Raw genomic sequence first — 20,989 nt, 5'->3', positions numbered from 1 at the left:
TCAAGCCAGTCTAGCTATTTCTGCGATCAATGCTTCCTGTGTCAGGGTGGGGATCCGTCCAACCCCCCAGGAAACTCCCGTAACGGAATTTCCCTGTTTGCAAGGAGCGCGCGTGCTCACTGTTGGTGACCAGTTCCCCACGTACGACCTCACTGCCTGTGTCTCCCTGGAGACCGGCAAGGAGTTCGAGCAGATCAACCACAAGTCCTACGAGGGCAAGTGGCGCGTCGTCTTCGCGTGGCCCAAGGACTTCACCTTCGTCTGCCCCACCGAGATCGCCGCCTTCGGCAAGCTGAACGAAGAGTTCGCCGACCGCGACGCGCAGATCCTCGGCTTCTCCGGTGACTCCGAGTTCGTGCACCACGCCTGGCGCAAGGACCACCCGGACCTGACCGACCTGCCCTTCCCGATGCTGGCCGACTCGAAGCACGAGCTCATGCGTGACCTCGGCATCGAGGGCGAGGACGGCTTCGCGCAGCGCGCCGTCTTCATCGTCGACCCGAACAACGAGATCCAGTTCACGATGGTGACCGCCGGTTCCGTGGGCCGTAACCCCAAGGAGGTCCTGCGGGTCCTCGACGCGCTCCAGACCGACGAGCTGTGCCCGTGCAACTGGACCAAGGGCGAGAACACCCTCGACCCGGTCGCCCTGCTGGCAGGTGAGTGACCCATGGCCCTCGACGAACTGAAGTCCGCCATACCGGACTACGCCAAGGACCTGCGCCTGAACCTCGGCTCGGTCATCGGCAACAGCGACCTCCCGCAGCAGCAGCTGTGGGGCACGGTCCTGGCCTGCGCGATCGCCTCGCGCTCGCCGAAGGTGCTGCGTGAGCTGGAGCCGGAGGCGAAGGCCAACCTCTCCGCCGAGGCGTACACCGCCGCGAAGTCCGCCGCCGCGATCATGGCGATGAACAACGTCTTCTACCGCACGCGCCACCTGCTCTCCGACCCGGAGTACGGGAACCTGCGCGCCGGTCTGCGGATGAACGTCATCGGCAACCCGGGCGTCGAGAAGGTCGACTTCGAGCTGTGGTCGCTCGCGGTCTCCGCGATCAACGGCTGCGGCCAGTGCCTCGACTCGCACGAGCAGGTGCTCCGCAAGGCGGGCGTCGAGCGCGAGACGATCCAGGAGGCGGTCAAGATCGCTTCGGTGATCCAGGCCGTCGGCGTGACGATCGACTCGGAAGCCGTTCTGGCCGGCGAGTAGTAGTAAGCAGTACGTGTACGAGTGAGGGGCCCCCGGACATCCCGTCCGCGGGGCCCCTCACTCGTACTCCGTCAGCGCTTGAGCGCGGTCATGAGATCCCGCAGGTCCTCGATCATGAGGGCCGGGACTCCGGTCATGTCCGGTTCCGGCAACTCGACGTCGCCGTAGTCGGGTTGTTCGCTGTTGACCACCTGGCTGGAACTGACCGTGATTTCGAACACCGCCCCGCCGTCCAGGACGTTCAGTCGCAGCTCGCCGGTCTCCTCGGCGTCCGCCGTGAGGTACGCCTTCTCGCCAAGGCCAGGGACTTCCTCCACCTTGGGCTCGGCGTCGCCCTCCCAGACGGGCCTCTTGATCACGGCCTCGAACTCCGCCTCCGGGTCCGCCTTCTTGTGCAGTTCGGCCACGACGCCGATGTCGTAGGTCAGCATGACGGCGTCTTCGTCCTGCTGCCCGTCCTGCTGAAGAGTGAAGGAGCAGATGCCCTTGTCCAGGGCGCTGTGCTCCGTAAGCATCTCCGTCGGATCGCTCGGCCTGCCCCCAAGCGCCGCGAAGAGGGACGCCGGCTCGGCCTTCTCGCAGAGCCCCTCGCCCACCTGATACCCCCGCGTATCGACCGGCTCCTGCCTCCCGTACGTGTACAGCCCACCCGCCCACACCGCCGAAGCCGCCACCGCGCCGCCGACTGCCCACAGCCAGGGCCGGTGGCCGCGCGGCGTCACGGGACGATCCTCGCTCGTCGCGGTCTCGGCTTCGGGCCAAGCCGGAAAGTCCCCCACCATCTCCGGTTCGGAGATCATTCCCGGCCGCCCGCCACTTGCTCAGCGGGCTCAACGGGCTCAACGGGCTCAGGCGACGGCGCCGGTGCCGGCACCGCACGTACCGCCGCCTCCATGCTGTACGCCCGCAAGTAGCCGACCACCGTATTCGTCACCGCCACCAGCGGCACCGCCACCACCGCGCCGCCGATGCCGGCGACCAGGCCGCCCGCCGCCACCCCGAGGACGACCGCCAGCGGATGCACCCGCACCGCGCGCCCGAGGATGAACGGCTGGAGCACGTGGCCCTCGATCTGCTGTACGGCCAGTACGACGACCACCACCATCAGCGCCGTGAACACGCCCTGCGTCACAAGAGCCACGACCACCGCCAGCGCGCCCGACATCACCGCGCCGACCAGCGGGATGAAGGCGAACAGGAAGATGAAGACGGCGAGCGGCACGGCCATCGGCACGTCGAGGAACCAGATCCCGAGGCCGATGAAGATCGCGTCGATCAGGGCGACTATCACCGTGCCCCGCACATACGCGGTGAGCGTGCGCCACGCGCGCGGCCCCGCGCCCGCGACACCGGGCCGGGCCTGCGCGGGCACCAGCTTGAGCGTCCACTGCCAGATGCGCTTCCCGTCGTACAGCAGGAAGAGCGTCGAGAACATCGCGAGCAGTATCCCCGTGAGCACCTCGACGATGACGGTGACGCCCTGGAGGCCGGCCGACGTTATTGACTCGGTGTTCGTGCCGATCGCGTCGGTGAGGTTCTTCGCGACGTCGTTGATCTGCTTCTCGGTCACGTGGAACGGGCTGTTGAGCAGCCAGCGTTTGAGTTCCTCGATGCCGTCCTTGACGCGGTCGGAGAGGTTGTCGATGTTCTCCAGGACCTGCCACACCACGAACCAGCCGACCAGGCCCATGATGACGAAGCCGAGGATCGCGGTGACGGCGGTGGCCAGACCGCGCGGCAGCCCGATCCGCTTCAGTCGGGCGACCGTCGGCTGGAGCATCGCGGTGACGAGCAGGGCCGCGACGAAGGCGAGCACCACCAGCTGTACGGCGGTGATGATCTTCATCAGCACCCAGAGCGTGCCCGCCAGTACGAGCAGCCGCCAACTCGCCTCGGCCGCGACGCGCATCCCCCACGGGACAGCGGCGACGGGGTCGGGCCTGGCGGCGACGGCGGGGGCGTAGGCGGGCGGCGCGGGGACGTTGTCGACCGTGGCGACGCCCGCGGTCTCCGTGGTGCCCGAGCCGTACGACGCCGCGCCCCCGGGGGCCGCGGCATCAGCGGCCTCGGACGCGGCCTCGGCCTGGGCGCGGCGCTCGTTCAACCGCTCCCCCATCCTGGTCAGTTTGGCGCCCGTACGGCCGAGCCATCCCAGCGGTGGCTGTGATTGCGGCTGTGGCTGTGTTGACATGTCGCTCTCTCTTCTCCCCGTCGCATGCTCGCTCCCCCCGGGGAGACACCAGACCCGACCGTACACGCGCAGAGCCCCTCACCGTAGGACGGTGAGGGGCTCTGCGAGGTTGTGCGACCACTTGCTGGTACTAGTACCAGTTGTTGGCCTGCCAGAACGACCAGGCGCCGCAGGGGCTGCCGTAGCGCTCGTCCATGTAGTTCAGGCCCCACTTGATCTGGGTGGCCGGGTTGGTCTGCCAGTCGGCACCCGCGGACGACATCTTGGAGCCGGGCAGCGCCTGCATGAGGCCGTAGGCACCGGACGAGGGGTTGCTCGCCTGGTAGTTCCACGTGGACTCGTGGTTCACGATGTTGCTGAAGCACTGGAACTGGTCACCGGGGACCATCTGCCGCGCCATCGCCTGGACCTCGGCGACGGTGTAGGAGCTCTTCGCGGAGAAGCTGGACGCGTCACGCGTCGCGGAGCGGCTGGCGGCGGCCTGCTTCTCCTCCTCGCGCTCCTTGGCCTCGGCGGCGGCCTTCGCCTTCGCCTCAGCCTCCGCTTCGGCCTTCGCCTCGGCGGCTTCCTTCTTGGACTTGGCGTCCTTGGCGGCCTGAAGGCGGGCCGATTCCTCCGCGGACTTCTTCGCGGTCACGTCGGCGGCGTAGGCCTGTGCGTCGGCCTGCTGCGTCAGGGACGCGGTCTGCACCTGGGCCTGCTGGCCGGCAGGGATATCTGCGAGGAGCGTCGTGTCAGCTGCGGTCACCTCGAAGTTGTCGTTCGAGGGCTGAGTGTCGCCCGAGGCGACGCCCACTACGGCGCCGACAGTGGTGACCGCGGTAGCCGAAGCCACGGCGAATCCCCGGACCGAAATCCGGCTCACACGGTTTCCTTCCAGCAGTGCCCGCTTGGGTGACCTCGCGGACGCAATCGTGCCCCTGGCACTGGCCTCCCCTATCGCTAGGTCACGGGAGGCGCGGACCCGGTGGGCAACTCCTTTGCGGGAGCGCCGCGTAGTAACTCGGGCGGCATACGGCGACGGCTGTTGAGTTGTCTGGTGTTGCAGGTGTGCCGTATGCGGGGCCTGACGGAAGCAAGACTCTGCCGGAAGCAGACGCCGGTAAGCAATTCTCCGTTGCGTGGGAAAGCTCACACGCCGTTTACACCAGGAGTTTTACGGAAACTTGAGCGCAGCAGGACGCCGCCCAGCTAGGATCCTGCGTTCGGCCGGGCGGCGCCAACTGCCTTTCATCCCTTATGGGATCAGAGGGTTCAGAGTGAGACCAGAGGGCTCAGAGGTGCACGTCCTCCAGCATTTCGGTCACCAGCGCGGCGATCTGCGAGCGCTCCGAGCGGGTGAGGGTGACATGCGCGAAGAGCGGATGGCCCTTCAGCTTCTCGACGACGGCGACCACTCCGTCGTACCGGCCGACCCGCAGGTTGTCGCGCTGGGCGACATCGTGGGTCAGCACCACGCGTGAATTCGCCCCGATCCGGGACAGAACGGTCAACAGGACGTTCCGTTCCAGCGACTGGGCCTCGTCCACGATCACGAACGCGTCGTGCAGCGAGCGGCCCCGGATGTGCGTGAGCGGCAGCACTTCGAGCATGCCGCGCCCCAGCACTTCCTCGATCACCTCGCGGCCCGCCACGGCCGACAGCGTGTCGAAGACCGCCTGCGCCCAGGGGCTCATCTTCTCGGACTCGGAGCCCGGCAGATAGCCGAGCTCCTGGCCGCCCACCGCGTACAGCGGCCGGAAGACCATCACCTTCTTGTGCTGCCGGCGCTCCAGCACGGCCTCCAGGCCCGCGCAGAGTGCCAGCGCCGACTTTCCCGTACCCGCCCGGCCGCCCATCGAGACGATCCCGACGTCCGGGTCGAGCAGCAGGTCCAGCGCTATCCGCTGCTCGGCGCTGCGCCCGTGGATGCCGAAGGCCTCCCGGTCGCCGCGTACGAGCCGGACCATGCCGTCGGCGGTGACCCGGCCAAGCGCTTTGCCGCGCTCGGACTGGATGACCAGACCCGTATGTACGGGAAGGTCCGCCGCGGCCGGTTCGTACACCGTCTCCTCTGTGAAGAGCAGATCCACCTGGTCGGCGGTCAGCGACAGGTCCGCCATCCCGGTCCAGCCGGAGTCGGTGATGGCGAGCTCGGCGCGGTACTCCTCGGCGAGCAGGCCGACCGAGGACGCCTTGATCCTCAGCGGCAGGTCTTTCGACACGACTGTTACGTCGAACCCCTCGGCCTGGAGGTTGCGTGCCACCGCCAGGATCCGTGAGTCGTTGTCCCCCAATCGATAGCCGGCCGGAAGCACGCCGGGATCGGAGTGGTTGAGCTCGACACGGAGCGTTCCGCCCAGGTCGCCCATCGGGATGGGGGCGTCGAGGCGTCCGTACCGCACGCGGCAGTCGTCGAGCAGGCGCAGGGCCTGCCGGGCGAAGTAGCCGAGTTCCGGATGGTGCCTCTTGGCCTCCAACTCCGTGACCACGACGATCGGAAGCACGACTTCATGCTCGTCGAAGCGGGACATGGCGTTGGGGTCGGCCAGCAGGACGCTGGTGTCGAGAACGTAAGTGCGCCTGTCGGGCATGCGGCGCTTTGTGCTGGTCACCACGGAAGGACGTACCCCCTCTGAAGACGAGCCTGAGGTTGGGGTGCGACGGCGTCGCGAGCGGTGGGACCGGGCTCAGGCCACGATGCGCGGGCCGAGCTCCGGCCCTCCGCTTCGTCCACACTCAGCGCGTGGTCGTCCTGGTACAAAGGGCCTCCCGGGCGAGCGGACTTGCCGCTCACTGAGATACGACGTCCGTGGACCGGACGTCGACCTGGAAGGGGTATTCCCTCGAACACCCGCCGCCATGCCATGGCATATGACACGTCGTGAGCCGGAACATTTCCGGGGCTGGGCGGGGAGTTGGGTCAGGACCCGTAACGGGGGATGATCAGGACCCGTACCTGGGGATGATCAGGACCCGTAACGCCGGTGGCGGGCCGCGTAGTCACGCAGGGCGCGCAGGAAGTCGACCTTGCGGAAGGCGGGCCAGAAGACTTCGCAGAAGTAGTACTCCGAGTGGGCGCTCTGCCAGAGCATGAAGCCCGAGAGCCGCTGCTCGCCGCTCGTACGGATCACCAGGTCGGGGTCCGGCTGGCCGCGCGTGTAGAGGTGCTCCGAGATGTGCTCGACGTCGACGATCTCGGCGACCTTCTCCAGCGAGGTGCCCTTCTCGGCGTGCTCCAGCAGGAGCGAGCGGACCGCGTCCGCGATCTCCTGGCGGCCGCCGTAGCCCACGGCGACGTTGACGAGTATCCCGTCGTTGCCGATCGTGGCCTGCTCGGCCTCCTTGAGTACGGACTGGGTACGGGCGGGCAGCACGTCCAGCGTCCCGACGTGGTGCACGCGCCAGCGGCCGTCGGCGGCGAGGTCGCGGACCGCGCCCTCGATGATGCCGAGCAGCGGCGTCAGCTCCGCCTCGGGACGGTCCAGGTTCTCGGTGGAGAGCATCCAGAGCGTGACGACCTCGACGTCCGTCTCGGCGCACCAGCCGAGCAGCTCCTGGATCTTGCTGGCGCCCGCCTTGTGGCCCTGCTCGGTGGTGCCGCCGGAGGCCTTGGCCCAGCGCCGGTTGCCGTCGAGGATCACGCCGATGTGCTTGGGCACCTGGTCGTGATCGAGGCGGCCTTCCACCCGGCGTGCGTAGAGCCTGTACACCAGGTCGCGCAGGTTCACTGGGTCTCACCTCATGGCATCGTGCGGGTTCGGTACGTCCCCCGGGACCATCCGGCACGCGCGGCTCCCCCAGCCGGACACGTGCGGTCCCGAAGCGGCCACACTACTGCGCAGGCGTATCAGCGGCCCAACCCGGCCTGTCACAAGTCCGTGATAAGGAGGGGAATGTGACTGATTCCCCTTCGTACCTCGCCGCCGGTGACCGCTACGACTCCATGGAGTACCGGCTCACCGGCCGCAGCGGGCTGAAGCTGCCCGCCGTCTCGCTCGGCCTCTGGCACAACTTCGGCGACGACCGCGCGCTGGACACGCAGCGCGCGATCCTGCGCCGCGCGTTCGACCTCGGTGTGACCCACTTCGACCTGGCGAACAACTACGGACCGCCGGCCGGCTCCGCCGAGCTGAACTTCGGAAAGCTCTTCGCGCAGGACCTCGCCCCGTACCGGGACGAGCTGATCATCTCCACCAAGGCCGGCTACTTGATGCACCCGGGCCCGTACGGAGAGTGGGGCTCGCGCAAGTACCTGCTGTCGTCGCTCGACGCGTCGCTGAGCCGTATGGGCCTGGATTACGTCGACATCTTCTACTCGCACCGCTTCGACCCGGAGACCCCGCTCGAAGAGACCATGGGCGCGCTGGCGACGGCGGTGCGGCAGGGCAAGGCGCTGTACGCCGGCGTGTCGTCGTACAACGCGGAGCAGACGGCGGAGGCGGCCGGGCTGCTGCGGGACATGGGCGTACCGGCCCTGATCCACCAGCCCTCGTACTCCATGATCAACCGCTGGACGGAGGACGACGGCCTGCTGGACACGCTGGAGGAGGCCGGCATGGGCTGCATCGCCTTCGTGCCGCTGGCGCAGGGCCTGCTCACCGGGAAGTACCTGAAGGGGATCCCGGAGGGCTCGCGCGCCACGCAGGGCAAGTCGCTGGACCCGGGTCTGTTGTCGGACGAGGTCGTACGCCGCCTCAACGGCCTGAACGACATCGCGCAGCGGCGAGGCCAGTCGCTGGCCCAGCTCGCCCTGTCCTGGGTGCTGCGCGATCCGCGCATGACGTCGGCGCTGATCGGCGCGTCGAGCGTGGCGCAGCTGGAGGAGAACGTGGCGGCGCTGGGCGGGCCCGAGCTGACCGACGAGGAGCTGAAGGAGATCGACACCTTCGCGGTCGACACCGCGGGCACGAACATCTGGGCCGGGCGGGGCTGAGGGCGCGCGTGTGAGGTCTGTGCCCTCGGGCACAAAAAACGGGCCGGTCCGTGGGGGGGATACGGACCGGCCCGAGGGGGGGGTTTCCACCATAACCCTTCGTAAAGGGTGCTCGCGCCCACGCCGTGCCGAAAGTCGCCAGGGATTTTTTCGGGCGGAGCACTGCGGGGGCCGTGAGGCCAGTAGGCACTAGGGAAAATACGCTTCTGCGGAGCGCCGCCCGTACCCCCCAAGAGCTAATGGGGCGAGGGGAGCCGACTTGACGCTCCGCTTACGCCGAACGCTTACGCCAGTCGCTTACGCCAGTCGCTTATGCCACGGCGCTCATGCCACTGCGCGGCTCATGCCACTTCGCGCTGCTTGGCGGCGAGGATCTGCTCCATGTGCTGGTTGGCCCAGTCGCCGAGCGGGCCGAGGGCCGCGTTGAGGGCCTCCCCCATCGCGGTGAGCGAGTACTCGACGCGGGGCGGGACCTCGCGGTACACCTCGCGATGAACGATGCCGTCCGCCTCCAGCTCGCGCAGCTGCTGGATCAGCATCTTCTCGCTGACACCCGGCACCTCGCGCTTGAGCTGCCCGAAGCGGAGGGTGCCGTCGTGGTGCAGCGCCCAGAGGATCAGGGCCTTCCACTTGCCGCCGACCACGTCCATCGCGGCGTCGAGGCCGCAGACGTAGGGCCCGGTGTCCTTGCTCAACAGCCAACTCCTCTGCGTTTTCTGCGTCCTCTGCTCTGCAACAGCTGTCACCGACTGTACGGGAGCGGGCGTTGACGCAGCAGCGTCAGTCCGTCGCGCGCGGCGACGAGCTCGTAGCCGTACTTCCGCTGGGCGGCGGCGAGTTCGGCCAGCTGGCGGCCGAGCGGGTACGGCCAGTGGCCCTGCGGCAGCGGCCAGGACTCCGGGGGCCTGCGGTCGTGGACGATCCAGTCGGCGGTGGGCCGCGGGGGCTGCCCGGAGGCGTCGTACAGCTTCCCGGGGATCGGATAGCCGGGGAACAGCACCACGGTGCAGCGCGAAGTGAGCTGGGGCGCGAGGCGGTTGGAGGCGGCGACGGTCGCGCCGTCGGGGATGCGGCTCAGCAGGTCGCGGGCGGCCTCGACGTGGGCGGTGGTGCGCCAGGTGGCCCGCTGGGCGACGAGGGCGAACGGGAACGAGGGCAGCAGTACGAGCGTGACCGTGACGGTGGCGCCCAGTGAGGCCCGCAGGTGGCGGCGGGCGAGGGGGTCGCTGGTGCGGGCGTACGGCGTGAGGGCGGCGATCAGGGCCGCGAAGACGACGGGCATGAGGACGGCGCTGTAGTGGAACGCCGTACCCCAGTGGTTGTCGTGCTGCGACAGCATGCGCCAGCCGAGGGTCGGCACCGCGATGAGGACGAGCGGCGAGCGCAGTGCGACGAACCCCGTGACGGCGAGCACGAGGACGACGGTGATGGCCTTGGTGTCGGGGCGCAGGGCGTCGAGGGGCGCGAGGGCCAGGCCGGCGAGCAGGGAACCGCGGTCGCCTTCGAGGTACTCCCCGTAGGCGTACGTTCCGGTGGCGCTGGAGGCGGGCAGCAGCACCTGGGTGGTGAGGAGCGTGCCGGCCACACCGGCGCAGACGGTGGCGATGCCGAGGCGGCGCGGGCCCTTGAGCGCGATGTACGCGCCGACGGCGGCCAGCGTCAGACCCAGGTCCTCCTTGACGAGGAGGAGCGGCAGGCCCCAGGCGACGGCGAGGCGCCAGCGCTGGTTGCCGAGGGCGGTGAGGGAGAAGGCGAGGAGGGGGACGGCGAAGGCGGCCTCGTGGAAGTCGAAGGCGACGGTGGAGGCGATGCCCCAGCTCACGCCGTACCCGAACGCGACGACGTGCCCGGCGCCGGAGCCGAGAGCCCGGGTGGCCCAGCGGGCGAGGGGGACGACGGCGAGGGCGAGGAGGGCGGCCTGGGCGAGGAGAAGGCAGTACGGGGACGGCCAGAGGCGGTAGAGGGGGGCGAGGGCGGCGATCGCGGGGTGGAAGTGGTCGCCGAGGAGGTTGAACCCCTGGCCCTTCAAGGGGGTGACGGGGGCGCGGAATTGGGAGTAGGCGCGTACGGCCTGCTCGAAGATGCCGAGGTCGTAGCCGGTGGTCCTGAGGAGGGCGTGGCGCCGCCCGGAGACGACGGCGTAGAGCACGAAGAGCCCTGCGGCCCAGCCCCACCAGAGGGGGAGACGGAGACGCAGACGGTACGCCGTCAATCGCTCCCGGGCGGGAGCGGTGGTCCGGGAGACCGCGCGCACCGCCGTACCGGCTACGCCGACCCTCACCCCACCGCTGTCACTATTTGTCCGCATACTCCGCATACGCCGGGATCCTAGGCCGGAGGCACGGAGGAACTTCCCCTGACCCGCCACGACCCGCCCCTTCCCGGCAGCGACATTCGCGGCTACGGGGCGCGGGGGCAAGCGACCCCGCCCGCCCGGAGGCCCCCAGGACGCCCCCCAGGGCGCCCGGCGGGCGCGTCCTCAAGCGCCGGACGGGCTGGATATGGCCGCACCGTCCAGTCCCTCCGGCGTTTGAGGAGCGGGGTCTGGGGCGGAGCCTCTCACTCGGCGGAGCCGCACAGTGGCCCCGCGCAGCTGCCAGGCCGCCCCGGGGTCAGTAGCGGAGAGCCGCCGCGACTCCATGGGCGTCGGTCAGGGACTCGTCCGGGACGAAGATGACCTCGCCGTCCGCCGACAGCACCGTCTCCACCAGCGAGTCGATGATGTCCTCCTCCGCACCCGCCACCACGCCCGCTTCCTCCGGCTCCAGCAGAGTGAGCGTCGCGCGTTCCGCGCCCTCCACCGTGTCCGGCCGGGCCGTCACCCGCAGGCTCTCCTCGACGACGAGCAGCGCGACCCGCCCCTCACCCGCCGCCTGCCAAACGTCCTGCACGCCCGCCGAGTACCGCTTGCCGCTGCGCGCCTCGTCGAGTCCGCGCTGCGCACGCGCCGTGTCGGCCTCGGCGAGGGCCTGCCGGGCCGGAGCCAGCTGGGCGGACATCTCCGCCGGCGTCGCGTTCGCCAGCCCGCCCACTTCGACCTCGGTGGCGATCGCCTGCCCGTGGCGGGTGACCTCGCGGTAGATCGCGATGTGCTTGCTCAACCCGACCAGAATGACCGGCAGCGGGCTCGCCTGGAGGACCCCTGTGAGCTTCCTGTCGGCTTCCATGAGCATGTTCCGGAAGTCCTGGGTGGTCCATTGCCCCCCGTCACGGCTGGGCGCCTTGTCGCGCTCCGCGCCCGACGAGATGACCGGGAAGCCGGAATCGTGGTCCTCGGCCACCTGGTCGCCCTGCCCTCGCCACAGCCGCACTTCGCCCGTACTGAGTACGAGGACCAGATACGGCCGCTCGCGCGCTTCCAGGGCGACCAGGTTGCGGGTGAGGTACGTCGTATTGATCACGATGCGCTCGGGAACGGTCCCGCCGACGAGGAAGCTCCGGTGCTCTTCGGGCGAGGCGTAGACGACGAGGCCGTCACCGAAGTACTCCGGGTCGAGCCTGTCGGCGGCGGTGGCCAGCTGCTGCGCCACCTCTGCCGCCTGCACCTTCGAGACCTCGGGATCGTCCGCGAGGCGCTTTTCGGCCTCGGCGAGAAGATTGCGCAGGCGGATGTGGTCCTGCTGGCTCTCCGGCCAGTGCCGGTGCGTGGGCAGTGTGACCGACACCGCCGGGTACGGGCGTGGCTTGCGCAGTTCGGCGAGCAGTTCCGGGGTGGGGCGGGTCGGCTGCGTCATTCGGGCACTCCTGGCTGCGGCTGCGGCTGTGGATCGCGGGCAGGCGGCTTCCCGTGCCGCCCGTCCGTACGTGCGGTGCATTGCATGCTTTTTTATGCCGTACATGCATTACGTGCGTTACATGCGTCTCATGGCAACTTCTCACGATTGCGTGGCTGGCGCGCGCTCTCAGACGGCGGAAACGGCGAGTCCGCCCAGCAACAGCCCCGCCAGCGTCCCAGTGATCATGAAGGGGCCGAACGGGATCGCGGTCCTGCGCCCGGCGCGCCGCAGGATCACCAGCCCGACGCCGTACACCGCACCCAGCAGAAACCCGGCGAACGCTCCGGCGAAGAACACCGTCCATCCGTACCAACCGAGCGCGGTTCCGAGGGCCACGGCGAGTTTGACGTCGCCGAAGCCCATGCCGTTCGGGTTGATCAGGAAGAGGAGGAAGTAGCCGCCGCCGAGCGCGACGCCGCCGAGCAGCGCGGTCGGCCATGACCCGCCGTGGCCCGGCAGCAGCGAGGCAAGGCCCAGCAGGGCCGCGGTCGCGGCGGCGAGGGGCAGGGTCAGTACGTCGGGCAGCCGGTGTACGCGCCGGTCCACGACCGCGAGGAGCACCGCGAACGGCGCCAGCAGCAGCCATACGACGAGCTCCGGTCTGACCCCGGTCGCGGCGACGAGCAGTGCGCAGGCGAGGGCGGTGACGGCGGCGTGGCGGACGGTGGGCGCGTACGGCACCGTCCGGCGTTTGGGGGCGGAACCCTGGTGCGGTGCGCCGACCGGGGTACGTCCCGACGCGGCCGCACCCACCACTGCCGCACACTCCGTGCAACGGGCGATGCCGAGCCAGCCGCAGGCGGGGCCGGTGAACGGGTGCCCGGCGGGGCAGGCCGCGCGCCACCCCTCCTCCGGCTCGACGGCGAGCCGGTAGGCGGCGCGGGGCACGAGCAGCCCGGCGGCGGCGCCCCATAGGGCGGCGGCCGCAATCAGGATGGCGGTGGTGGCGGAGGCGGAGGCGTACACGCCACGGAGCCTAGGGCGGGGCGGGGGGCCGGGTCATGGGCCCGTGGGCCCAGAGGGGGGCGGAGCGAGGCCCAGAGGGGTGGCGGTGAGGGCTACGGTCGGCCTCATGGGGCAATGGGCAGACGGGGCTGGGACGTTCACGGTGGAGGGCGGCGAGGAGCGGCCCGTACCGCTGGAGATCGCGGCGTCCTCGCGGGCACGGACCCGCGGGCTGCTGGGCCGGGACGGGATCACGGGCGCGATGCTGCTGAGCCCGGCGAGCAGTGTGCATACGTTCGGGATGCGGTTCGCGATTGATGTGGCCTATCTGGACAGGGAGTTGGGGGTGATGGCTGTACGGAGGATGCCCCCCGGGCGACTGGGCCTGCCGCGGTTGCGGGCGCGGCACGTGCTGGAGGCGGAGGCGGGCGCGATGGAGGGGTGGGGTGTGCGGCCGGGGGCGCGGGTCCGGGTGCGGGTGCGGGTGGGTGGGGGCACTGGGCAAGCCTGAAGGCAGGAAAATACTCCGCCCAGCTACTCGGGTCCGTACGGGACATCCTCGGCAAGGCGCGGATCGTAGTACGTGACCCGCCACCCCACCCCCAGCTGCCGCGCCAGCTCCCGGGCCAGTTCCGCCCCCCGCTCGGCGAACGCTGCCTCATCCCGCGGGTCCGGGAAGCCGGACGCCATCGGGTCGTCACGGTTCAGCGTGGCGTCATACGCGTCGCCCCAGCGCTCCAGGTCCTCCGCGAGGCCCTGGTCGACCGGCAGCTCGCCGGGCGCGACGTTGTCGTTGACGCCGTCGCTGCCGCGAACCCACACCGGATGACAGTCGTAGTCCGCGGCCAGCCGCACCTGCCGTACGACTGCTTCTGCGCCTGCGCCTGCCTCTGCTCCTGCTCCTGCCTCCGCGCCTGCTCCTGCTCCTGCGCTCACACCGTCACCTGTCCGTTCCGCTAACCCGCGCTCTTGGGGTTGGCGCCGACGACGAAGCCGTTGCCTCCGACCGTCACCGCCACCCTCCGCTTCTGCCCCTTGAATTCGACCTCGTAGATGGGCCGCCCGTCTCCCTTGCCCTGCGTCCCGACCTTCTTGCCCTTGGTCGCGGCCTGCATGACGAGGTCCGGGATGTCCTCCCGGGCGATTCCGCTCCGCTCGAAATCATCCGCGTGCTCTTCGATGATGTGCTTGAGGCCGGCCCGCGAGTTGCCTTCCTCCAGGAACACGATCTTCCCATCGGCGTCGCGCTCGGCCCTGATGACCTTCTCGGGGTCGAACTTGACGCCCGTCTCCTTCATTTCGTCCAGGAGTTCCTTGTCCACGCAGTCGTTGTTGTGGACGAGGACGTTCTGGTCCCCCACACCGACGTAGTAGGTGTGGATTCCGTCGACGGTGAGGTCGTGGGTGGTCTGCCTCCGGGTCTGGTGCGCGACTGCGGTGACGGGCAGGGCGGCGCCGTCGGGGGCGCGGAGCTGCGCGCCGGGCCTGATGTCGCCGGCGTCGACCCAGCGGTGCGCGCCGGTGCCGGTGCTGGTGCCGCTGCTGGTGCCGCTCAGCCAGAAGGGATGCGTGTCGGTGGCAGTGACCGCCCGGAGCCCGGCCGGTGTCCGGATGGTCAGGCGGGTGAAGTCCTTGTCGTCGTACGTGGTGATGGTGTTCGTGACGCGGCGCGTGGTCGTAGTCGCGGTCGTGGTCCCGCCGACGGGATCAGTCACAGTGACGCGGTCGCCGATGCGTACGGTCTCGATGGGGATGCGGGTGCCGTCGGCGAGAAGCACCAGGGTGCCGGGCAGGAAGCTGTGCGCGGCGGCGCAGGTGATGGGCCGGTTATCGGGTTTGTCGGGTTTCTTCTCGTCGAGCTTGCGCTGGGCGTCGTCGAGTTTGTCCTGGGCTTCCTTGACGCGCTTGCGGTTCTTCACCATGCCGGTGAGGCCGTCGTACAGGTCGTCGCCGTGCTTCTTCAGTTTTCGTACGAGCTCGGCAGCCTTCTTCCACTTCCACGGCGCACCGTACTTCGCCGCGAGCTTGCCGACGGCTCCGCCGATCAGGCTGGTCAGGACGTTGATGAGGGTGTCCGTGCAGGCTCCGGCGTCGCCCTTGGTGACGCAGTCGACGGCGTCGGTGATGCCGAGTTCCTCGGCCAGGATCTTGCCGAGTTCCTTTGCCGCTTGCTTGGCCTTCTCGGAGTCGCTCTGCTCGGCGTTCTTGGCGTCCTGGAGCTCCTTGAGGGCCTTCTCGTACGCGAGCTGCTCGGGCGACTTGGTGCTGTCGGCGTGGCCGTCCCCATCGCCGTCGGACACTGGCTGCTCGTCGTCGCCCTGGCCGCTCCCGCCGTCGTCCCGCGCCTGCGGGTCGCCGCCGCCACCGTCCCCGCAGTCGCCGCCGCCGGTGACCCGGCACACCGCCGCGCCCACCTGCTCGGAGATCGTCTGCCCGAGCCCAGTGGCGACCAGAGCCCCGATGATGGCGGCGACGACCAGCACCAGTGCCGCGTACTCCAGCGTCGTCTGCCCCGACTGCGCCTTGCGCAGTCCCAACAGGCGGGCGTCAGTGCGTGGTTGACGTCTGCGGGGCCGACCGAGGTGGAGTGCCATGCCCATGACCGTACGGATGACCCTGCTCACGGGGCATGGGCCCACGGGCCCAACGCGGGCTCAAATCCGGGTCATGGCAGCTTCGCTGCCTGGGCCGTGGCGAGCCCTGCGGGGATTTCGGGGGTCTTCGCATCGATGAAGTTGGCGGCGTAGAAGATGACGACCGTCGACCCGCTGCGGACGAGCTGGAAGACGAGCGGCACCTTCGTCCCCTCGAAGGACCCGGTGACCTGGTAGGCGAGGGCTTCCTGTCCGGCCTTGGGCGCCGGGAGTTCCTTTACCTCGGTGTAGGTGGAGGGACCGTCGCCGCCCGTGGTCTTGAAGCCGCCGGCGCATGCGCCGATGGCGTTCTTGACGCCCCGGAGCACCTGCATGGCGCGCCCTTCGGGGTAGGAGGTGAGGATCTCGGTGACGACCGTCTGGTCGTCGTTGCCCTCCTCCGACTCGTCCATGAGAGTGCGGTGGACGGCTGCGGACGGGGTGGGCTCGGGGGCTCCGTTGATGACGGCGGCGAGCGGCTGGCATTCGGGCTGCTCGGCGCGCTCCGTACCGGTTTCGTCGCCGCCTTGGAGGGGCGTAACGGCGAAGTTGGGTACGTCACCGCTCACCAGGGCGACCTTCTTCAGCTCGCCTTCGTCGAGGGTCTCGCCGGTGCTGCTGACGGGCTTGTCGGCGGCGGCCGAGGCGGCCGGTTTCGTCTCGGCCGCCGCCCGGCCACCGCTCTTGTCGCCGACATCGGAGGATGCCCCGCCGCACGCCGCCGTGAGGCAGAGAACTGCCGCTGCGGCGACCGCCGTAGCCGCCTTCTGTAGCGAACGTACTGAACGTGCCTTCACGCCTCACCGCTCCCCGTGCGTACGACGACTGAACGCACGCACGGTAACAACGAACGGCCTCATGTGCCCGGGCCCACGGACCCAAATGGCACGGCAGGCGTTTTATGGCGCGCCCTGAGGGGGGCCATGGGCACCTGGGTCCACACAGCGCCAGCGCCAGCGTCCGCGTCTGGGTCTTCGTCTGCGTCTGCGTCTGCGTCGAGGCAGGCCCCCGTCCGTACGGCGGTGATCGCGAGCCTGCGCACTGGCGGAGCTGGCGGAGCTGGCGGAGCTGGCGGAGCTGGCGGCAGTGGGGGACGCCGCCTCTGCCACCTCTGCCGCCACGCCTCTACACGTTCGGCGTGACGCTGCGGCCGGTGGAAGTGCTGGCGGGTGGCCTCCGGGGGGCTGTCGCCGGCGACGGACGGGGGAGTTCACGGCGGGTGGCTCGGACCCCACGACCCCGCCACTGTCATCGCCCGGATGAAGGCGGAGCGGAGCTGCCGCGTGGTGAGTCGGTCTGGGCGGACGGCAGGCGGACAGCCGTCAATGAGAGTTATCCACAGGGGTCGCGAGGCCGGAGGCCGACTGCGACCCTCGGCTACATGACTCGCACTACGGGGGAACTGGTCTCGCTGACCGCATTGGCCAAGCGCCAACGCGGCGTTCTGCTGACGCGCCAAGCCATCGACCTGGGCTGGACACCGTCCCGTCTCAACCGCCTGCTCAGACGGGACGGCTGGACTCAAGTCCGGCGCGGCAGCTGGGCCGAGCCCGGCCTGGCTGTCGACCGGATGGTGCGGCTACGGGCAATCCAGCTGGCGCACCCGCGACTGGTCGCCAGCCACGGAACGGCGGCGTGGCTGCACGAGATCGAGTTGCCGTGGACGACGACCGCAGGGGAGCCTGGCCTGGAGTTCACCGCTCCCGCTCCCGCGAGCACGTCGCTAGCTCTGCCTCCGCGGGACCGGGTGCACCGGGCGTCGTTGGCCGTAGACGCCACGGCGTACGTGGCGGGCATCCGTGTCACCACGGTCACTCGCACGCTTGCAGACCTGCTGCGGTCGAGCCCTCGGGAGGAGGCGCTGGTCGCGGTCGAGTCGGCTGTGTCCATCCGCCCCCTGCGGGCCGATCCAAGGGCACACCGCCCCGCGTTCACGCACCTTGGAGCGGTTGCCACCGCATTGGAATCCGGCCCACGGCGGGGCGTACGGATGGGGCGCGCCTCGCTCAGGCTCGCCGACCGGAGGAGCGGTTCACCGGCTGAGACCGTCGCGCGTCTGCGCATACACGACGCGGGCTTGCACCCCGAGCCGCAGGCGCATGTCAGACCGCCGGGCGGCCGGCGTCTGTCGGTGGACTTTCTGTTCCGGGCGGAGGGCGTGGCAGTCGAGATCGAGGGTTACGCGTACCACGGGGACCGAGCGGCGCACGATCGCGACGTCCGCCGCTTCAACGAACTCACCTTGTGTGAACGCATCCGCCGGTCGCTGCGTTTCACCGCGATCGATGTCTACCGCCGCCCGGACGCGATGATCGAAGAGATCCGCAGGGCACTCGCGCTGGCGAGGGGGTGAGGCGAGGGCGGGGGTGGCCGGGGGGCGGGGGCTGGGGCGGGGGGAACCAAGGATCGCTTCTGGGGGTCGGGCCGTCCCGAGCGCTCGAGTGTCGGTGGGCCGTGACGCCGCGTCAAGGGCGCTCCCTACGGTCGCGTCGCTGCGCGATGTGCCTACGGCCCACCCTTGACCCGCCGCCCCGGCCCACCGCTAACGCTTATACGGGGACGGCCCAAAGAAAAACGCCCTGCACGCGAGCTGGGGAATGGGCGCGGGCCGGCTCGGTGGCCGTCGGCCGAGTGGGTGGGGCGCGGCAGGTTGAGGAAGTGGCCCGGCCCCAGGCTCAGCGGGTGCGGCAACGGCCGCTGGTGCGACACCCCCATTCCCACGCATACCAGCACCCACACCAGTGGACGGCTGGCCGATCGGGCCGACCTGCGGACTCACCTCTGCGCGGGTGGGGCGCGACAGTTGAATGGGGGGACTCGAGACGGTGTGGCGTCCACCCCGTCCGGCGGTCGGTTGAGCAGCAAGCACGTGGCTGATGTGAGTGGGGTGGAAGGGCGCCCAGGGGCAAGTGGCCCTGCCGATAGTCCGCCCGGACGAGCTGCGGTCGGTGCCGGCACGACGGTAACGGCCAAGTCGGCAGAGGTTCGACGGTCTCAGCCGGGCGGGATGGGACGAACCCAGCAGAAGGCGAACTTGGGCATCCCATTTGCCCCACTATCAGCACGCTGGGGCGGCTCGAAGTTCGCCAAGTGCCGGGTTCAGTGCACGCCAACGGCCGCACACCGGATGCTGGAGCGACCGAACCACACCAAGGGCGGAAGGGAGGCTGGCTCCACCGATTTTTCCGGCCGTCCACGTGGGTCGAAACACGGCCGTGATGGCAGGGGCGAAACAGCCGCCGCCCCGGTGGTTGTTACGTCGCTTCCCCGGCGGGCGGCCTCGGACGTACGGGCGGCGATTGCGGTGGAGACTGCGGCGCCAGTCCCGCCGGACGTACCACCGGACCCACCGCCAGCAGCCGCGGCCGTTTCGCCGTACGTCCGTCGCCGGAAGACCGGCCGCGCAGGCGTCGGCCCAGCCAGGGGCCGAGGTGGGCGGCGGCCCAGCGGAGTTCGGCCTTCGCCGCCAGCCACCCGGCGAGGGCGGGTTGCGGGGGCAGGGGGTGCGTCCATGCGTCGTCGGCGCCGGGGAGCAGGACGGCGTGGGCAGCGGCGGCGAACCGTTCGTGGCCGAGGGGGCTGAGGTGGAGCCGGTCCGCGGTCCAGATGCGCGGGTCGACGGCGAAGGCGTGGGCGGCGGTTTCGACGACGGCCGCGCCGTGGCGGGCAGCTGCCGCGCGGATGCCCGCATTGAGGGCGTACACGCGGGGGCGCAACGGCCGGGCCAGCGGCACGACCTTCCCCATGTCGGGGAAGGTGACCGTCACCACCCGGGCCCCGGTCGCGGTGAAGGCGGCGAACATCGCCTCCAGATGACCGACCACCTCGACGACGTCGAACTTGGGCCGCATCAGGTCGTTCACCCCGGCGACGACCGTCACGAGGTCGGGACGCATGGCCAGTGCGGGCGCCAGCTGCTCGGCGCGAACCTGGCCGGCGAGTCGGCCCCGTACCGCCAGATTGGCGTACTCAAGGCGGGGGTTGGCGGCCGCGAGGTGTTCGGCGAGGCGGTCCGCCCAGCCTCGGAGGCCGGCGATGTCGTCGCCGTCGCCGAGGCCTTCGGTCTGGCTGTCGCCCAGGGCGACGTAACGCGCGTACGGCACCGACATGCCGGACGGCTCGGGCTGCTCATCGCTCGACATGGGACGCCCGCCTCTCGCGCAGGACGGCCGCGACGCGCAGGCCCCAGTCCCGGTTCTCCTGCTCCAGGGCCAGTCCGCGCAGACAGGTGAGGTACGGGCCGATCCGGTCGCCCCGGCGCAGGAACTCCTCCTCGTCCAGGCCGCCGCGCATCTTGCGGAGCATCTTGCCGAAGAGCTCGATCTTGGCCTCGGCGAGGGACGCCCGCTCCTCCAGCTGTTCGATCAGCGGGCCGTTGTCGACGGAGTCGGCGACCTGGACCTTGACCAGCAGGTCGTCGCGGATGAAGGAGACCTTCGACGCGGCGGCGGCGAAGGCTTCGAGCTCGGCGAGACCGGCTTCGGTGACGCGGAACAGGCGCTTGTTGGGCCGCGCCTCCTGGACGACTTGCCGGCCTGCGACCAGGCCTTCCTTCTCCAGTTTGGCCAGCTCGGCGTACAGCTGCTGGGGCAGGGCATGCCAGAAGTTCGCCACTCCGATGTCGAAGGCCTTGGCCAGCTGGTACCCGCTGTACTCACCCCGGCCGTCCCCGTCGCTGCCGTCGCCTGCCAGCAGCGCGGCCAGTACGGCGTGTCGCAAAGCCATCGTTGCGGCCCCTTCCCTTTCGTCGTACGTCCCCGCATCATCATACTCAAGAAAGTGAGTAGTCAGATTGATGATTATGGAGGAGTGAGCGACACATGGAGACCGAGACCGCTGCCGGTACCGCTACCGCCGAACGCTTCCGCGCCGCCGTGGAGAAGGAGGACCTCGGTGCGCTGGACGCGCTGTTCGCGGAAGACATCCGCCTCTACAGCCCGGTGAAGTTCCAGCCGTTCGAGGGCAAAGCGATGGTGATGGGGCTCTTCGGCGTCCTGCTGCGCACCTTCGAGGAGTTCCGTTACGTTGGCGAGTACAGCGGCACGGTGGAGACGAGCGCGGACGGCGGCGAAGCCCCCTCTGCCGCCCTCCTCTTCCGTACCGTCGTGAACGGCAAGGCGATCCACGGCATCGACCTACTCCACTTCGACGAGGAGGGCCTGATCAAGGAGTTCACGGTGATGGTGCGGCCGCAGTCCGCAGTGCACGCCCTCGGCGAGGCGGTGCTGGCCGGCCTGGTGGCCGACGGTCTCGTACCGGCTCCTGCGGAGAGCTGAGCGGCCGGGCCGCAGGGAGCGGGGAGCCGTCCCATGGGACCCGGCC

At 69.9% G+C, this 20,989-nt stretch carries 20 protein-coding genes; 6 read left to right on the top strand and 14 right to left on the bottom strand.

What is annotated here, in order from left to right:
* The first annotated feature begins 112 nt into the window (after positions 1-112).
* Positions 113-667, top strand: coding sequence for a peroxiredoxin (locus ABZX79_RS26845; protein WP_214969683.1), 555 nt, complete (start codon positions 113-115; stop codon positions 665-667).
* Positions 668-670: 3 nt separating this feature from the next.
* Positions 671-1,207 carry an alkyl hydroperoxide reductase gene (locus ABZX79_RS26840; RefSeq protein ID WP_355262767.1) on the top strand — a complete coding sequence of 179 codons (537 nt, stop codon included), beginning with the start codon at positions 671-673 and terminating at the stop codon, positions 1,205-1,207.
* Positions 1,208-1,278: 71 nt separating this feature from the next.
* Here the strand turns inward: ABZX79_RS26840 and ABZX79_RS26835 are convergent, their stop codons facing one another.
* The 5 genes from ABZX79_RS26835 to ABZX79_RS26815 all read right to left on the bottom strand — a co-directional run bounded on the left by ABZX79_RS26835 (position 1,279) and on the right by ABZX79_RS26815 (position 7,108).
* Positions 1,279-2,007 (bottom strand): hypothetical protein, encoded by a 729-nt coding sequence (locus ABZX79_RS26835; protein WP_355262764.1) that lies wholly within the window; start codon positions 2,005-2,007, stop codon positions 1,279-1,281.
* Positions 2,004-3,398 (bottom strand): AI-2E family transporter, encoded by a 1,395-nt coding sequence (locus tag ABZX79_RS26830; protein WP_355262761.1) that lies wholly within the window; start codon positions 3,396-3,398, stop codon positions 2,004-2,006. Before ABZX79_RS26830 ends, ABZX79_RS26835 begins: the two co-directional genes overlap by 4 nt.
* 130 nt (positions 3,399-3,528) lie before the next feature.
* Positions 3,529-4,263, bottom strand: coding sequence for a transglycosylase SLT domain-containing protein (locus ABZX79_RS26825; RefSeq protein WP_355262758.1), 735 nt, complete (start codon positions 4,261-4,263; stop codon positions 3,529-3,531).
* Positions 4,264-4,672: 409 nt separating this feature from the next.
* Entirely contained in the window at positions 4,673-5,995 is a 1,323-nt protein-coding gene (locus tag ABZX79_RS26820; RefSeq protein ID WP_355262755.1) for a PhoH family protein, read from the bottom strand.
* Positions 5,996-6,346: 351 nt separating this feature from the next.
* Positions 6,347-7,108, bottom strand: a complete 762-nt coding sequence (locus ABZX79_RS26815) for an isoprenyl transferase (protein WP_355262752.1) — start codon at positions 7,106-7,108, stop codon at positions 6,347-6,349.
* A 167-nt stretch (positions 7,109-7,275) separates the two neighbouring features.
* Here ABZX79_RS26815 and mgrA point away from each other — a divergent pair, with 167 nt between their 5' ends.
* Positions 7,276-8,313 (top strand): L-glyceraldehyde 3-phosphate reductase, encoded by a 1,038-nt coding sequence (gene mgrA / locus ABZX79_RS26810; RefSeq protein WP_355262750.1) that lies wholly within the window; start codon positions 7,276-7,278, stop codon positions 8,311-8,313.
* A gap of 341 nt (positions 8,314-8,654) precedes the next feature.
* Here the strand turns inward: mgrA and ABZX79_RS26805 are convergent, their stop codons facing one another.
* From ABZX79_RS26805 to ABZX79_RS26790, 4 genes are all read right to left on the bottom strand, one after another.
* Entirely contained in the window at positions 8,655-8,963 is a 309-nt protein-coding gene (locus ABZX79_RS26805) for a helix-turn-helix domain-containing protein (protein WP_355262957.1), read from the bottom strand.
* A 92-nt stretch (positions 8,964-9,055) separates the two neighbouring features.
* The gene (locus tag ABZX79_RS26800; RefSeq protein ID WP_355262747.1) at positions 9,056-10,594 is read right to left on the bottom strand and encodes a DUF2079 domain-containing protein; all 1,539 of its coding nucleotides are present in this window, start codon (positions 10,592-10,594) and stop codon (positions 9,056-9,058) included.
* A gap of 331 nt (positions 10,595-10,925) precedes the next feature.
* The gene (locus tag ABZX79_RS26795; protein ID WP_355262744.1) at positions 10,926-12,047 is read right to left on the bottom strand and encodes a chemotaxis protein; all 1,122 of its coding nucleotides are present in this window, start codon (positions 12,045-12,047) and stop codon (positions 10,926-10,928) included.
* 168 nt (positions 12,048-12,215) lie between these two features.
* Positions 12,216-13,055, bottom strand: a complete 840-nt coding sequence (locus tag ABZX79_RS26790; protein WP_355262742.1) for a prepilin peptidase — start codon at positions 13,053-13,055, stop codon at positions 12,216-12,218.
* A gap of 106 nt (positions 13,056-13,161) precedes the next feature.
* On the opposite strand from ABZX79_RS26790, the gene ABZX79_RS26785 reads away from it, so the two are divergent.
* On the top strand, positions 13,162-13,545 hold the full coding sequence (locus ABZX79_RS26785) for a DUF192 domain-containing protein (protein ID WP_355262739.1): 384 nt from the start codon (positions 13,162-13,164) through the stop codon (positions 13,543-13,545).
* 23 nt (positions 13,546-13,568) lie between these two features.
* Here the strand turns inward: ABZX79_RS26785 and ABZX79_RS26780 are convergent, their stop codons facing one another.
* From ABZX79_RS26780 to ABZX79_RS26770, 3 genes are all read right to left on the bottom strand, one after another.
* Positions 13,569-13,970 carry a hypothetical protein gene (locus ABZX79_RS26780; RefSeq protein WP_355262736.1) on the bottom strand — a complete coding sequence of 134 codons (402 nt, stop codon included), beginning with the start codon at positions 13,968-13,970 and terminating at the stop codon, positions 13,569-13,571.
* A gap of 20 nt (positions 13,971-13,990) precedes the next feature.
* Entirely contained in the window at positions 13,991-15,628 is a 1,638-nt protein-coding gene (locus tag ABZX79_RS26775) for a Hint domain-containing protein (RefSeq protein ID WP_355262734.1), read from the bottom strand.
* Between the two features lie 71 nt (positions 15,629-15,699).
* The gene (locus tag ABZX79_RS26770; RefSeq protein WP_355262731.1) at positions 15,700-16,464 is read right to left on the bottom strand and encodes a hypothetical protein; all 765 of its coding nucleotides are present in this window, start codon (positions 16,462-16,464) and stop codon (positions 15,700-15,702) included.
* Positions 16,465-17,048: 584 nt separating this feature from the next.
* Here ABZX79_RS26770 and ABZX79_RS26765 point away from each other — a divergent pair.
* A complete protein-coding gene (locus ABZX79_RS26765) occupies positions 17,049-18,020 on the top strand; it encodes a type IV toxin-antitoxin system AbiEi family antitoxin domain-containing protein (protein ID WP_355262728.1) in 972 nt (323 codons plus the stop codon).
* Between the two features lie 901 nt (positions 18,021-18,921).
* Here the strand turns inward: ABZX79_RS26765 and ABZX79_RS26760 are convergent.
* Both ABZX79_RS26760 and ABZX79_RS26755 read right to left on the bottom strand, forming a co-directional pair.
* Positions 18,922-19,809 (bottom strand): SGNH/GDSL hydrolase family protein, encoded by an 888-nt coding sequence (locus ABZX79_RS26760; protein WP_355262725.1) that lies wholly within the window; start codon positions 19,807-19,809, stop codon positions 18,922-18,924.
* A complete protein-coding gene (locus tag ABZX79_RS26755) occupies positions 19,796-20,392 on the bottom strand; it encodes a PadR family transcriptional regulator (protein ID WP_355262723.1) in 597 nt (198 codons plus the stop codon). The genes ABZX79_RS26760 and ABZX79_RS26755 overlap by 14 nt, the downstream gene beginning before the upstream one ends.
* A gap of 95 nt (positions 20,393-20,487) precedes the next feature.
* Between ABZX79_RS26755 and ABZX79_RS26750 the strand changes: the two genes are divergently transcribed.
* Positions 20,488-20,943, top strand: coding sequence for a nuclear transport factor 2 family protein (locus tag ABZX79_RS26750; protein ID WP_355262721.1), 456 nt, complete (start codon positions 20,488-20,490; stop codon positions 20,941-20,943).
* Positions 20,944-20,989: the final 46 nt, after the last annotated feature.

It is taken from the genome of Streptomyces sp. NPDC002994, from assembly GCF_040611155.1.
GTDB lineage: Bacteria > Actinomycetota > Actinomycetes > Streptomycetales > Streptomycetaceae > Streptomyces.
Note: the sequence above shows the minus strand (reverse complement) of the source record. Positions and strands in the feature narration are given on the sequence as shown.

Bases quoted from the DNA above. Each gene is read 5' to 3' on its own strand.
- ABZX79_RS26785 (WP_355262739.1), top strand. From the start codon at position 13,162: ATGGGGCAATGGGCAGACGGGGCTGGGACGTTCACGGTGGAGGGCGGC.
- ABZX79_RS26835 (WP_355262764.1), bottom strand. From the start codon at position 2,007: ATGATCTCCGAACCGGAGATGGTGGGGGACTTTCCGGCTTGGCCCGAA.
- ABZX79_RS26805 (WP_355262957.1), bottom strand. From the start codon at position 8,963: ATGGACGTGGTCGGCGGCAAGTGGAAGGCCCTGATCCTCTGGGCGCTG.
- ABZX79_RS26750 (WP_355262721.1), top strand. From the start codon at position 20,488: ATGGAGACCGAGACCGCTGCCGGTACCGCTACCGCCGAACGCTTCCGC.
- ABZX79_RS26830 (WP_355262761.1), bottom strand. From the start codon at position 3,398: ATGTCAACACAGCCACAGCCGCAATCACAGCCACCGCTGGGATGGCTC.
- ABZX79_RS26840 (WP_355262767.1), top strand. From the start codon at position 671: ATGGCCCTCGACGAACTGAAGTCCGCCATACCGGACTACGCCAAGGAC.
- ABZX79_RS26765 (WP_355262728.1), top strand. From the start codon at position 17,049: ATGACTCGCACTACGGGGGAACTGGTCTCGCTGACCGCATTGGCCAAG.
- ABZX79_RS26775 (WP_355262734.1), bottom strand. From the start codon at position 15,628: ATGGCACTCCACCTCGGTCGGCCCCGCAGACGTCAACCACGCACTGAC.
- ABZX79_RS26755 (WP_355262723.1), bottom strand. From the start codon at position 20,392: ATGGCTTTGCGACACGCCGTACTGGCCGCGCTGCTGGCAGGCGACGGC.
- ABZX79_RS26795 (WP_355262744.1), bottom strand. From the start codon at position 12,047: ATGACGCAGCCGACCCGCCCCACCCCGGAACTGCTCGCCGAACTGCGC.
- ABZX79_RS26760 (WP_355262725.1), bottom strand. From the start codon at position 19,809: ATGTCGAGCGATGAGCAGCCCGAGCCGTCCGGCATGTCGGTGCCGTAC.